The sequence below is a fragment of the Nocardioides sp. N13(2025) genome (assembly GCF_051912545.1).
GTDB lineage: Bacteria > Actinomycetota > Actinomycetes > Propionibacteriales > Nocardioidaceae > Nocardioides.
Genome location: NZ_CP196809.1, coordinates 139,589 through 152,294 on the forward strand (window position 1 = coordinate 139,589; position 12,706 = coordinate 152,294).

General features: G+C 71.7%; 14 protein-coding genes. 11 read left to right on the forward strand and 3 right to left on the reverse strand.

Annotated elements, in window-relative coordinates; translation table 11 throughout:
• Positions 1-42: 42 nt before the first annotated feature.
• The 9 genes from ACS3YM_RS00730 to ACS3YM_RS00770 all read left to right on the forward strand — a co-directional run bounded on the left by ACS3YM_RS00730 (position 43) and on the right by ACS3YM_RS00770 (position 7,591).
• Positions 43-1,002, forward strand: coding sequence for a proline dehydrogenase family protein (locus ACS3YM_RS00730; RefSeq protein WP_439939811.1), 960 nt, complete (start codon positions 43-45; stop codon positions 1,000-1,002).
• Positions 1,003-1,031: 29 nt separating this feature from the next.
• The gene (proC, locus tag ACS3YM_RS00735; protein ID WP_439938138.1) at positions 1,032-1,832 is read left to right on the forward strand and encodes a pyrroline-5-carboxylate reductase; all 801 of its coding nucleotides are present in this window, start codon (positions 1,032-1,034) and stop codon (positions 1,830-1,832) included.
• Between the two features lie 331 nt (positions 1,833-2,163).
• The gene (locus ACS3YM_RS00740) at positions 2,164-2,943 is read left to right on the forward strand and encodes a hypothetical protein (protein ID WP_439938139.1); all 780 of its coding nucleotides are present in this window, start codon (positions 2,164-2,166) and stop codon (positions 2,941-2,943) included.
• 30 nt (positions 2,944-2,973) lie between these two features.
• Entirely contained in the window at positions 2,974-3,615 is a 642-nt protein-coding gene (locus tag ACS3YM_RS00745) for a class F sortase (RefSeq protein WP_439938140.1), read from the forward strand.
• Positions 3,616-3,652: 37 nt separating this feature from the next.
• A complete protein-coding gene (locus ACS3YM_RS00750) occupies positions 3,653-4,807 on the forward strand; it encodes an acetoin utilization protein AcuC (RefSeq protein ID WP_439938141.1) in 1,155 nt (384 codons plus the stop codon).
• 193 nt (positions 4,808-5,000) lie between these two features.
• Positions 5,001-5,207: a helix-turn-helix domain-containing protein gene (locus ACS3YM_RS00755; RefSeq protein ID WP_156385092.1), complete on the forward strand. Its 207-nt coding sequence runs from the start codon at positions 5,001-5,003 to the stop codon at positions 5,205-5,207.
• Between the two features lie 103 nt (positions 5,208-5,310).
• A complete protein-coding gene (locus ACS3YM_RS00760; protein WP_008356322.1) occupies positions 5,311-5,412 on the forward strand; it encodes a 30S ribosomal protein bS22 in 102 nt (33 codons plus the stop codon).
• Between the two features lie 12 nt (positions 5,413-5,424).
• Positions 5,425-6,402: an SDR family oxidoreductase gene (locus ACS3YM_RS00765; protein WP_439938142.1), complete on the forward strand. Its 978-nt coding sequence runs from the start codon at positions 5,425-5,427 to the stop codon at positions 6,400-6,402.
• A 208-nt stretch (positions 6,403-6,610) separates the two neighbouring features.
• Positions 6,611-7,591 (forward strand): lysophospholipid acyltransferase family protein, encoded by a 981-nt coding sequence (locus tag ACS3YM_RS00770; protein ID WP_439939812.1) that lies wholly within the window; start codon positions 6,611-6,613, stop codon positions 7,589-7,591.
• A 28-nt stretch (positions 7,592-7,619) separates the two neighbouring features.
• Here the strand turns inward: ACS3YM_RS00770 and ACS3YM_RS00775 are convergent, their stop codons facing one another.
• From ACS3YM_RS00775 to ACS3YM_RS00785, 3 genes are all read right to left on the reverse strand, one after another.
• The gene (locus tag ACS3YM_RS00775; RefSeq protein ID WP_439938143.1) at positions 7,620-8,861 is read right to left on the reverse strand and encodes a DUF5667 domain-containing protein; all 1,242 of its coding nucleotides are present in this window, start codon (positions 8,859-8,861) and stop codon (positions 7,620-7,622) included.
• Positions 8,862-8,940: 79 nt separating this feature from the next.
• Positions 8,941-9,735, reverse strand: a complete 795-nt coding sequence (locus ACS3YM_RS00780) for a sigma-70 family RNA polymerase sigma factor (protein ID WP_439938144.1) — start codon at positions 9,733-9,735, stop codon at positions 8,941-8,943.
• Positions 9,736-9,836: 101 nt separating this feature from the next.
• Positions 9,837-10,724, reverse strand: coding sequence for an HAD family hydrolase (locus tag ACS3YM_RS00785; protein ID WP_439938145.1), 888 nt, complete (start codon positions 10,722-10,724; stop codon positions 9,837-9,839).
• Between the two features lie 64 nt (positions 10,725-10,788).
• Here ACS3YM_RS00785 and ACS3YM_RS00790 point away from each other — a divergent pair, with 64 nt between their 5' ends.
• Together ACS3YM_RS00790 and ACS3YM_RS00795 are read left to right on the forward strand one after the other, a co-directional pair.
• Complete coding sequence (locus tag ACS3YM_RS00790; RefSeq protein WP_439938146.1) at positions 10,789-12,339, forward strand: class I adenylate-forming enzyme family protein; 1,551 nt, start codon at positions 10,789-10,791, stop codon at positions 12,337-12,339.
• A gap of 7 nt (positions 12,340-12,346) precedes the next feature.
• Positions 12,347-12,589, forward strand: coding sequence for a glutaredoxin family protein (locus ACS3YM_RS00795; protein WP_439938147.1), 243 nt, complete (start codon positions 12,347-12,349; stop codon positions 12,587-12,589).
• Positions 12,590-12,706: the final 117 nt, after the last annotated feature.

The window sequence follows — 12,706 nt, forward strand, 5'->3', positions numbered from 1 at the left end:
AGGTGGAGGACCTGTGAGGGAACGGTCGAGGTTCGGCGTAGCCTGTCGCCCATGTCGTTGCTCCGCCAGCCGATCCTGCTCCTCGCTCGCAGCCAGGGGGTCAAGAAGCTCGTCTCGACGATGCCCGTCTCCAGCGGCATCGTCACCAGCTACGTCCCCGGCGAGACCACCGCGGACGCGGTCGGGGCGACCGCCGGGCTGGTCGACGACGGGCTGCGCGTCACCCTCGACTACCTCGGCGAGGACACCACGGACGCCGCGCAGGCCGACGCCACCGTGGCCGCCTACAAGGACGTGCTCGCCGAGCTCTCCCGCCGTGGTCTCGCCGCCCACGCGGAGGTCTCGGTGAAGCTGAGCGCGATCGGCCAGTTCCTGCCCGACACCGTCGAGCCGGGCGGCGGCCACAAGATCGCCCTGGAGAACGCCCGCGAGATCTGCCGGGCCGCGCGCAACGCCGGCACCACGGTGACCCTCGACATGGAGGACCACACCACCACCGACTCGACGCTGTCGATCCTGCGTGAGCTGCGCAAGGACTTCCCGGAGACGGGCGCGGTGCTGCAGGCGATGCTCCACCGCACCGAGGCCGACTGCCGGGCGCTGGCCTACGAGGGCTCGCGCGTGCGGCTGTGCAAGGGCGCCTACATGGAGCCCGAGGACGTCGCCTTCCAGGACAAGGTCGAGATCGACAAGTCCTACGTCCGCTGCCTCAAGGTGCTGCTCGGCGGCCAGGGCTACCCGATGATCGCGACGCACGACCCGCGGATGATCCAGATCGCGTCCTCGCTCGCCAGCCGCTTCGGCCGTCGCCCGGGGACCTACGAGTTCCAGATGCTCTACGGCATCCGGCCCGAGGAGCAGAAGCGGCTCGCCGCCGCCGGCGAGACCGTGCGCGTCTACATCCCCTACGGCACCGAGTGGTACGGCTACCTGATGCGCCGCCTCGCCGAGAAGCCCCAGAACCTCGCCTTCTTCCTCCGGTCCCTGGTCAGCAAGAAATAGGGTCGCCCAGCCGCAGTAGATTGGTGCCCATGAGCACAGCGATCATCGGCGCCGGCGTCATGGGGGAGACCCTCCTCTCCGGACTGGTGCGCGCCGGCCGCCGCGTCGACCAGCTCATGGTCGGCGAGAAGCGGGCCGAGCGGGCCCGGGAGCTCGAGGAGCGCTACGGCGTGGCCGTGGTCTCCAACCGCGAGGCGGCCGCCAAGGCCGACACCGTCGCCCTCGTCGTCAAGCCGCAGGACATGGGCGACGTGCTCGCCGAGATCGCCCCCGACCTGCGCGCCGGGCAGCTGCTCGTCTCGCTGGCTGCGGGCATCACCACGGGCTTCATCGAGTCCCGCGTCCCCGAGGGCGTCGCCGTCGTACGCGTCATGCCCAACACCCCGGCCCTCGTCGACGAGGGGATGGCGGCGATCTCACCGGGCTCCCACTGCGACGAGGCGCACCTGGCCGAGGTCGAGTCGTTGATGGCCTCCACCGGCAAGGTGCTCCGCATCCCCGAGAAGCAGATGGACGCGGTCACCGCGATCTCCGGCTCGGGTCCGGCCTACATCTTCTTCGTCGTCGAGTCGATGATCGAGGCGGGTGTCCACCTCGGGCTGCCGCGCGCCACCTCGACCGAGCTCGTCGTCCAGACCCTCCTCGGATCCGCGGCGATGCTGCGCGAGACCGGCTCCCACCCCGTCGTGCTGCGCGAGCAGGTCACCTCGCCCGGTGGTACGACCGCCTCCGCCCTGCGCGAGCTGGAGGTGCACCGCGTCCGGGCGGCGTTCCTGGCCGCCATGGAGGCCGCCCGCAACCGGTCGCGAGAGCTCGCCGAGGGCAGCTGACCGACCCCCGCTCGAGTCGAGAAAACCCAGTCCCCATGCGGGTTCTGAGTGGTCTGGACACTGCTCGTCTGGTTGCTCACAATCGCTGGCTCCCACGTTACTGACGGGTCAGGATGGAGGTGACCGACCGGTCTTCCCGCGGATCCGAAGTGGGGTGGTGGTCATGTCCGCGGCACGTTCGACAGCACGCAGCAGCAGGACCAGGGTGGCGCTCGGGCTCGCCATCGCGGGGCTCTTGGCCGTCTTCTCAGGGGGTCTGCTCCTCGTCACGCAGGGAGCGGCTGTCTCGACACCATCGAGTGCCGACCCAGCCGTCGAGTACACCGAGTGGGTGAACCAGGGGGACCCCGTCCTCACCCACGAGAACGTGCCTCCGGGCCCCACCGCTGACACCGAGCGGTGGGTCCCGGTGGGAGTGCCGACGAAGCACGTCACGGTCGTCGGAGTCCCTGCAGTTCCTCCGACACCGGGCTACTGGGACGACACCGTCGTGACGTTCTACACGTGGACCGGGGGCAGCTCGGACGACGCTCCACCGGTCTACTCGGACGACACCCGGACGCGTCTGCACCCGGACTGGAACGCGACCAGCGGCAACCCCCAAGGCGGCGAGCACGCCGAGGCGGCGCTCTACACGCCGTACGAGGTGGGCAACGGTGACCACACGGCATCGTGGTTCCTGAAGGCCGGGACCTACGTGCCGGGCACGCCAGGTACGCCTGCCGTGGACGAGGTCAGTCACCTCGACCACCAGTGGCAGAAGCAGGTCCGCACCGTGGTGACGCCGCCGGTGGTGACCCCGCCCGTCGTGACCCCGCCCGAGGTGGCGCCCGCAGAGGTGCCGCCGCGGTGCCCGGAGCCGTGGCCGCTGGCGGAAGAGCCGACCAAGGGCCCGCAGGCGACCGAGCCCGCAGCGCCTGAGGTGCTGGGCGAGCAGGCCTCGGCGCCGACCCGGCCCACCCAGCAGAAGCAGCGGAGCCAGGTGCCCACGGTCGTGGACGCCGGCTACGCCGGACAGCCGTCCGGTGAGGGCTGGGCAACCGCGCTCCTGGTGGGCGGACTGCTCCTCCTGGCCTCGTCCGGGGCCGTCGCCGCGGCCCGCAGGACCTGACCACGGGGGATCCGAGAGGAGGCGAGCACCGTGCGAGTCGTCCACCCCAGCGGCACCGTCCGCCGTGGAATCCTCGCCCTGGTGCTCGCCTCTCTCGCGTTCGTCCTGGCGCCCGGTGCTCCAGCCGGGTCGCCGAGCCCCGAGCCTGCGAGCTGGGCCGCGAGCTGGACCGCGAGCTGGAGCGGGAGCTGGACGTACGCCCGCCCGGCGCGAGGCGCGTACGTCAGCGGCGTGCCGCTGGCGCTGCGGATCCCCAGCATCGGCGTCGCCGCCGCCGTGGAACCCGTCGTCGCTGACGCTGGCGTCCTGGTCCCGCCCGCCGACCCGACGCTTGTCGGCTGGTGGGCAGGCGGCGCGCGAGCGGGCGCCCGCACCGGAGCGGTCGTGCTGGCGGGGCACACGGTCCGGAGCGGCGGCGGGGTCTTCGACGACCTGGCCGACGTGCGCCCCGGCGACACCGTCCGGGTGGACACGCCCCGCGGTCGCGTCACGTACGTCGTCGCCGCGGTGCGTGACCTCAGCAAGCAACAGCTGGCGGTTGCCGCGCAGGAGCTGTTCGCCCTGGACGGCCACCCTCGCGTCGTCCTCGTGACGTGCGCCGACTGGGCCGCCGGGCGCTACTTCGGCAACACCGTCGTGGTCGCCGTGCCCGACGAGCAGCAGCAGCGGTAACGTCCGTCACATGGAGTGCGCCGGGCCCACGTCAGTCGTGTTCGACCCCACGCTCACCGACTACAACTTCGGGCCCACCCACCCGATGTCGCCGGTGCGCGTCGACCTGACCATGCGCCTGGCCGACGAGCTGGGCGTGCTGGAGGGCATCAAGCGCGTCGACGCGCCCTTCGCGACGCCGGAGCAGATCGCGACCGTCCACGACGCGGGCCTGATCGAGGCCGTCACCAAGGCAGGGACGACGCCGGGCTGGGTCGACGAGTCCCGCGGGCTCGGCACCGAGGACGACCCGGTGTTCACCGACATGCACGTCGCGAGCGCCCACGTCGTCGGGGCCAGCCTCGAGGCGTTCCGGCAGGTGTGGAGCGGCGAGTCGCTGCACTCGGTCAACATCGCGGGCGGCCTGCACCACGCGATGCCCGACCGGGCGAGCGGCTTCTGCATCTACAACGACGTCGCCGTCGGCATCAAGCAGCTGCTGGCCGACGGCGCCGAGCGGGTCGCCTACGTCGACATCGACGTCCACCACGGTGACGGCGTGGAGAAGATCTTCTACGACGACCCGCGCGTGCTCACGATCTCCCTGCACGAGACCGGCCAGATGCTGTTCCCGGGCACCGGCTTCCCGTCCGACACGGGTGGCGAAGGTGCCGAGGGCAGCGCGGTCAACGTCGCGCTCCCGCCCGGGACGTCCGACGCCGGCTGGCTGCGCGCCTTCCACGCCGTGGTGCCGCCGATCCTGCGCGAGTTCGCGCCCGACGTCCTCGTCACCCAGCACGGCTGCGACTCCCACATGAACGACCCGCTCGCGCACATGATGCTGAGCGTCGACGGCCAGCGCGCGGCCTACCTCGCCCTCCACGAGCTCGCCCACGAGGTGGCCGGCGGCCGGTGGGTCGTCACCGGCGGGGGTGGCTACTCGATCGTCGACGTCGTGCCGCGGGCCTGGACGCACCTGCTCGCGATCGCGTCCGGCCGCCCGCTCGACCCCGCCACGGCGACGCCACCCGGTTGGCGGGCGTACGTCGAGGAGGTGCTGGGCGCCACCGCGCCCCACCGGATGACGGACGGGCGCACCCCGGCCTACCGCGACTGGTCCTCGGGGTACGACCCCGAGGCCTGGCTGGACCGCGCGATCCACGCCACGCGCATGGAGGTCTTCCCGCTCCACGGCCTCGACCCGCTGCCCTGACGAACCGGTGGCCATCGAGGCTTCGGGGGAGATCAGGTAAAGATTCAACCCGACACGCCGCCAGTCACATAAGTTTCTCTGGCATTCCTCTTCCCCATGCGTCACGCGAGCCCTATTCTCACGAGGAGCGGCACGCCTGTGACGCCGGCGGGGAAGCCGGCGCCGTCGCCGCGCAGAAGGATCGGTGCACACCATGGCTGAGAACACCCCTGGCGACATGTCCGAGGCCCATTTCCTGACCATCGCCGAGGTCGCGGCCAAGATGCGCGTCTCGAAGATGACGGTCTACCGCCTCGTCCACGGTGGTGAGCTGCCCGCGGTCCGCGTCGGTCGCTCCTTCCGCGTGACCGAGGACGACGTCAACGAATACCTGCGCAAGAGCTTCTACAACGCCGGCTGACCTCCGGGTCCGCCTTCCAGAGGCGTTTTCACGCTGCGCGCACCTGCCAAGTAGGGTGAGCGGGTCCGGCCGACGAGCGTCGGCCGATAGGAAGGTCTGATCCGTGGGTTCTGTCATCAAGAAGCGGCGCAAGCGCATGGCCAAGAAGAAGCACCGCAAGCTGCTCAAGAAGACGCGCGTGCAGCGCCGCAAGCTCGGCAAGTAACACCTTTCGACCATGGGGCGGGTCGTGCTGGTCACCGGGATCTCCCGGGACATCGGGCGACGCTTCGCGCGCGCCGCGGCCGGCGACCCGTCCATCGAGCGGGTCATCGGGGTCGATGTCGTCCCCCCGCGCGGCGACATCGGGGACGTCTCCTTCGTCCGCGCTGACATCCGCAACCCGGTCATCGCGAAGGTCATCGCCAAGGAGGACGTCGACACCGTCGTCCACATGAGCGTGATCGCCACGCCCGGCTCGGCCGGCGGTCGCGGGACGATGAAGGAGCTCAACGTCATCGGCTCCATGCAGCTGCTCGCTGCGTGCCAGAAGTCGACGACCGTCGAGCGCCTGGTCGTGAAGTCGACGACGACCGTCTACGGCTCGAGCCCGCGCGACCCCGCGATGTTCTCCGAGGACATGGGGCCCAAGCGCCTGCCGTCCTCCGGCTACGGCAAGGACGTCTACGAGGTCGAGGGTTACGTCCGTGGCTTCGCCCGCCGGCGTCCCGACGTCGACGTGACCATGATCCGCGCCGCCAACGTCATCGGGCCCCACGTCTCGAGCCCGTTGACCAACTACTTCCGGCTCCCCGTGATCCCGCGCGTGCTGGGCTTCGACCCACGCCTGCAGTTCCTCCACGAGGACGACCTGCTCCGGGTGCTGCGCCACGCCGCCGTCTCCGGCATCCCGGGCACCTTCAACGTCGCCGGCGACGGGCTGCTCACGCTGAGCCAGGCCGTACGCCGTCTCGGCCGCCCGTCGGTCGCGATGCCGCGCTTCGCCGTCGGGCGCCTGGGCGCGACGATGCGCCAGGCTCGCCTGTCGGACTTCTCGCCCGAGCAGCTGGGGTTCCTCACCTACGGTCGAGGGGTGGACACGACCCGGATGCGCACCCAGCTCGGCTTCGAGCCCGAGTTCACCACCGCTGAGGCGTTCGCCGACTTCTGCCGCGACCTCGGTGCCGCGCCGACCGTGGGAGCGGGCCGTGGCTGAGGAAGCGCGCGGGGACGCCAAGGTCATCCCGATCGGCACGGGCGGCCGTCCCGGGCGCGGCTCGGGCAGTGCGCGACCCTCCTCGGCGGCTCGCAACCTTGCCCCCGCCGCGAAGAAGCCCGCGGCCAGGAAGTCCCCGAAGCCCGCTGCGAAGAAGTCCGCCGGGAAGTCCACCGAGAAGGCCGCCGAGGCTGCGGAGACGCCCACGGTGCACGCGGCTGCCGAGCCCACCGACGGTGAGGCGCCCCGCGAGCAGCCGAGCACGGAGCAGACCACCGCCGAGCCGCGCACGGGCATCCCCGTCGGCGACTGGTTGTCCGCCCTCCAGGGCGCAGCGCTGGAGGTCTTCGGTGACGACTGGGAGCGCCGGCTCGCCGAGCTGATGGCCTTCGTGCGGCGCCGGCTCGAGGGCGACTACGAGGTCGACGACTACGGCTTCGACCGCGAGCTCACCGAGCGGTTCTTCATGGCTGCGCTGCGGCCGGTGGCGGAGAAGTGGTTCCGCCTCGAGGTGCGCGGGCTGGAGAACATCCCGGCCGAGGGCGGTGCTCTCGTCGTGTCCAACCACTCGGGCACCGTGCCGCTCGACGGCCTGATGACCATGCTCACCGTGCACGACCACACCGGCCGCTTCCTGCGCCCGCTCGGCGCCGACCTGGTCTTCAAGCTCCCGGTGGTCAGCTCCCTGGCCCGCAAGGGCGGCGCCACCTTGGCGTGCGTGGAGGACGCCGAGCGGATGCTGTCCGGCGGCGACCTGGTCGGTGTCTGGCCCGAGGGCTTCAAGGGCATCGGCAAGCCGTTCAGCGAGCGCTACAAGCTGCAGCGCTTCGGCCGCGGCGGCTTCGTGTCCGCCGCCCTGCGCACCGGCGTACCCATCATCCCGCTCTCCGTCGTCGGGGCCGAGGAGATCTATCCCCTCGTCGGCAACGTGCCGTCGCTGGCGCGGCTGCTGGGGGTGCCCTACATCCCGATCACGCCGTTCTTCCCGTGGCTCGGTCCGCTGGGCCTGGTGCCGCTGCCCTCGAAGTGGATCCTCGAGTTCGGCGAGCCGATCCGCACCGACTCCTACGACGCCGCCGAGGCCGAGGACCCGATGCTGGTCTTCAACGTCACCGACCAGGTGCGCGAGACCATCCAGCACACGCTCTTCGACCTGCTGCGCGACCGCGACGGGGTCTTCAGCAAGTAGCGCGCGTCCCCGCTTGAAATCCTGGAGGCTAGGGGAGGAGCCCGCCGGTCGAACCGGTCACCGTGTTGCCGGTGACGCCGTCCACGGTGCCGGTGACCTCACCGATGAGGCCGCCGGTGGCGTCGTCGGCGCCCGTGGTGAGGCCGCCGAGCGCACCTCCGGTGACGCCGTCGAGCTGGCTGGCCAGGTCGCTCGTGGCGTCGGTGACGCCCTGGGTGACCTCCTTGACCGGCTTGGTCGGGTCCTTCGTCGGGTCCTGCTTGGTGGGGCCCTGGCCGGTGGGGTCGGGGAGCAGGGTCTCTGGCGCGAGGGTCGGAGTCGTCGCGGGTGAGCCGGGCAGGCCGGCGCCGGGGGACTGCAGGACCTCCGGAACGGTGATGCCGGTGAGGTCCTGGCCCGAGACGGGCGCGGCCTCGAGCGTCTGCTCGTCGCTGTCGAGCCCGGTGAGCAGGTCCTGCGGGGCGCTGCTCAGCAGGAAGTCGGGCGTGGTGGTGATGCCGCCGCTGCAGGTCACGCAGGCGGTGCTGATCTCCATGTCGAGGTCGGTCAGTGTGCGGCCGGCCGCGAGCAGCTCGTCGCGGGCGCTGGCCGGGAGCTGCGGCTGGAGCGCGTCGAGACGCTCCATGCTCCGCACGGTGAAGTCGCGTGCGTCCTGGACGTCCTGCTCCGACCCGCCGCCCTCGTAGGCCTGCAGCAGGCTGCGCACGCCGTCGCCGGACTGGTCGGTGAACGCGTCGAGGGTGTCGGGGGCGAGCTTGTCGGTGCCGCCGTCGCCGGCGGCGATCTGCTCGAGCTCGTCGAGACGGGTCTCGGCCTGAGCGAGGAGGGTGCGCCCTCGCGCGGCGTCGTCGCCGGCGAGACGCACCTGCGCCGACTCGATGCCGCGCTTGACGCCGTAGAGGGACTCACCCGGCAACGCGGTCTGGGCGGCCACGGCCATCGTGGCGGTGGCACCGACCAGCGCGGCACCGCCGAGCAGGGTGGCCACGCGACGGTCGCGGGTGCGCGTGGTGACCGGCATCGCCAGCCGCGACGGGGCGGCGGGCTGGCGTACGAGGACGGTGTCGGCCTCCGCCATCAGCCTCTCGCGCAGCGAGCTGACGAACTCGGGACGCGGAGCCACCTCGGGCAGCGCGCGCAGGTCGGACACGACGTCGAGCAGGGCAGCGAAACGAGCCGCGTCACGCTCGCCGAGCGGCGTGTCGTGGCTCGGGGAGAGAAGTGCCTCGAACTCGTCGGCACGTCGTCGTGCCGAGAAGGCGGGTGTCATCGCGCTCGTCCTGTCTCACTGCTGGTGGGTGCTCCCACACAGACGAACGAGCAAGACGAGGCGGGGGTTACGGGTGAGGTCATGTGTCCCTCAACCCCTCGGGCAGGAGCTTGGCCAGGTTGCGTACGCCGCGCAGCTGGAGCTGCTTCACGGCGCCGTCCGAGCGGTCGAGCGCCAGCGCCGTCTCGGCGATGGACAGGCCCTGCAGGAACCGCATGATGAGGCACTCGCGCTGCTCGGTCGGCAGCTCTGTCAGCGCCTTGAGCAGGGCCTCGTTGGTGAGGCTGGCGAGGACGGCGCTCTCCGGGCCCTCGGTGGCGTCGTCGTGAGGAGTCATGTCCTCGGTCGTCATCTCGAGGCGGGTGCGGCCGGCCTTGAAGTGGTCGGTGGTGAGGTTGCGCGCGATGGTCATCAGCCAGGCGCCGAAGTCCTTGCCCTGCCAGCGGAAGTTGTTCATGCTGCGCAGCGCACGGAAGAAGGTCTCGGAGGTGAGGTCCTCGGCCAGCGTCTGGGACCGGGTGCGGTAGTAGAGGAACCGGTAGACCGAGCCGTGGTAGTGGTCGTAGAGGAGCCCGAAGGCCTCCTTGTCGCCGGAGCGGGCGAGCTCGACCAGCGCGATCAGGCGCTCGCGCTCGGCCTCGTCGACCTCCGAGGAGACGGCCTGGTCCTCGTCGCCGACCGGGCTCGAGCCCGAGGAGTGCCTCGGACCGCCGCCGCCGGCGAGGGACGCGGAGCCGGGCGCGGCCGTCTCGGCCAGCAGCACCAGGCCCGAGAGCTGGGCCGACAGCTGCGGCGAGAGGGCAGCCCACACCGCGCGCCGTAGCGCGTCGAGCCCCTCCTCGAGCGAGCGCTCGAGTCCCTGTCGTGACCGCATGCGGACATCCCTCCCGGTTGCAGCATTCTCCACGATAAGCGGCAGCGCCGGTCTTGTGAACCCGTGAGTAACTACCAGTTACACATTCGTACGGGTGAGGGTCAGGCGGAGTGGTCGCGCCCTCGCAGGCTGGCGCCCGCGGCGACGGCCCCGGACACCGCGCCCGCGACCGCCGCCGTGATCAGGCCGGCCCGGGCCGCCTTGCGTCCGGTGCGGTAGTCGTGGATCCGCCACCCGTGCGCCCGCGCGTGCGCGCGCAGGCGCGCGTCGGGGTTGATCGCGCAGGGGTCGCCGACCAGGGAGAGCATGGGCAGGTCGTTGCTGGAGTCGGAGTACGCCGAGCAGCGCGCGAGGTCGAGGCCCTCACGGGCGGCGAGCGCCTTGATCGCCTCGGCCTTGGCCGGTCCGTGCAGCAGGTCACCGACCAGGCGACCGGTGTAGACGCCGTCCACGTGCTCGGCGACGGTGCCCATCGCGCCCGTCAGGCCCAGGCGCCGGGCGATGATGCTGGCGATCTCGATGGGCGCGGCCGTCACCAGCCAGACCCGCTGGCCCTCGTCGAGGTGGAGCTGGGCGAGGGCGCGGGTGCCGGGCCAGATCCGGTGCGCCATGGCCTCGTCGAAGATCGCCTCGCCGAGCTCCTCGAGTTCGGCGGTCGTGTGCCCGGCGATGAAGGACAGCGCCGAGTTGCGTGCCTCGGCGACGTGCTCGGGGTCCTCGACCCCGACGATGCGGAAGTAGGCCTGCTTCCACGCCGCCCCGGCGATCTCGCGCGTGGTGAAGAACTTGCGGCGGTGCAGGCCCCGTGCGAAGTGGAAGATGCTGGCGCCCTGCATGACGGTGTTGTCCACGTCGAAGAACGCCGCCGCCGTCACGTCGCCGGGCGTGAGGAGCGCGCTCTCGACCTCCGCGGAGGCCGCCGCAGCCTCGCCCGCGAGCACCGAACGCTGCTGCAGGTTGAGGCGACGGGGCCGCTCGGACGGGGTCACGTCAGAAGCCTAGCCGTGGCCGGCTCCGCCGATCCGTGGCGCCAGGCTGTGGAAGGATCGACGCATGCCGCGCAACGACATCTCCGCCCTCGTGGCCGAGGCTGCCGCTGACGTGCCCGACCGGCAGGCCCTCGTGGAGAGCGGCGGACGCACCCTCACCTGGGCCGGTCTCGAGGACGAGGTCGGCCGGATCGCCACCGGTCTGGGTGCCCGCGGCATCCGTGCCGGGCAGCGCGTGATGATCGTGGTGGGCAACCGGATCGAGTTCGTGACCGCCTACCTCGGCGTCCTCCGTGCCCAGGTCGTCGCGGTCCCGGTCAACCCGCGCTCCGCCCCCGGCGAGATCGCCCGGATGCTCGTCGACTCGGGCACGCGGCTCCTCGTGGTCGACGAGACCGCGCTCGACGTCGTACGCACAGCGCTGGGCGAGCTCGGGGACGTCCCCGCCCCGGTCGTCGTGGTCACCGGCGCCGAGCCCGGGGAGGGGGAGGTGGCCTTCGCCGACCTCCGCGCGGACGTCGTACGACCGGTGCCGCCGCTGCCCGACCCCGAGAAGCTCGCCGCCCTCCTCTACACGAGCGGCACCTCCGGCCTGCCGCGCGCCGCGATGCTCAGCCACCGGGCGCTGCTGGCCAACATCGAGCAGGTCGCGGCGGTCGAGCCGCCGATGATGCACGGCGACGACGTGGTGCTCGGCGTGCTCCCGCTCTTCCACGTCTACGGCCTCAACGCCGTCCTCGGCGGCGTGCTGCGCCACCGGGCCCGGTTGCTGCTGGTCGAGCAGTTCGAGCCGCAGGCCGTCCTCGACCTCATCGACGACGAGGCGTGCAGCGTGGTGCCGATCGCCCCGCCCGTCTTCGCCCACTGGCTGCCGGACGAGCACCTCCGCGAGCGCCTCGGGCCGGTGCGACTGGTGCTGTCCGGCTCCGCGCCGCTCGAGCCGGCGGTCATCGAGGAGTTCACCTCGATCACGGGGATCCCTGTGCACCAGGGCTACGGCCTCACCGAGGCCTCACCCGTCGTCACGAGCACCCTGTGCAGCCGCGCCCACCAGCCCGGATCGGTCGGCGCGGCCCTGCCCGGCATCGAGATCAGGCTGGTTGACGAGACCCATGGCCAGGTCGAGGGCGAGGACCCCGGCGTGATCGAGATCCGGGGCGACAACCTCTTCAGCGGCTACTGGCCCGACGGCGCAGACGGACCCGGACCGGACGGCTGGTACGGCACGGGAGACGTGGGATTCCTCGACGCGAGCGGCGACCTGTTCCTCGTCGACCGGGTCAAGGAGCTCGTCATCGTCAGCGGCTTCAACGTCTATCCGACCGAGGTCGAGGACGTGATCCGCGAGGTGGCCGGCGTGGCCGACGTCGCGGTCATCGGCGCGCCCGACCCGGAGACGGGGGAGGCGGTCGTCGCCTACGTCGTCGCGCGTGGCGGTGCCGCGGACGGGCTCGAGGACGCCGTACGAGCCCACTGCGCGGAGCGTCTGGCCCGGTTCAAGCAGCCGACGCGCATCGAGGTCGTCGAGGAGCTCCCGCTCACCGGCACCGGCAAGGTCCAGAAGGGGCGCCTGCGCGGGATCGAACGACGACGCACGCTGGGCCTGCTGGAATGAGCGCCGGATGAGCACCGAGCCCCGCGTCACCCTCTACTCCCGGCCGGGCTGCCACCTCTGCGACGCCGCCCGGGAGGTCGTCGCGCGGGTGTGCGATGACCTCGGCGAGACGTGGGTCGAGGTCGACATCGAGTCCGACGGCGACCTCCAGGACCGCTTCGGCGAGGAGATCCCGGTGACCTTCGTCGACGGGCGCCAGCACGACTTCTGGCGGGTCGACGAGGCGCGGCTCAGGGCCGCGCTGGCCTGACGCAGTACGCCTTCGCAGGCCCTCCGCGCAAGTCGGCGGACCCCCGCGTCGGGTGGGTCTTCTCACATGTGCTAGCCGCCCTCGTCCACGTTTTGTTCTCCCGTTCACAAACTCCTA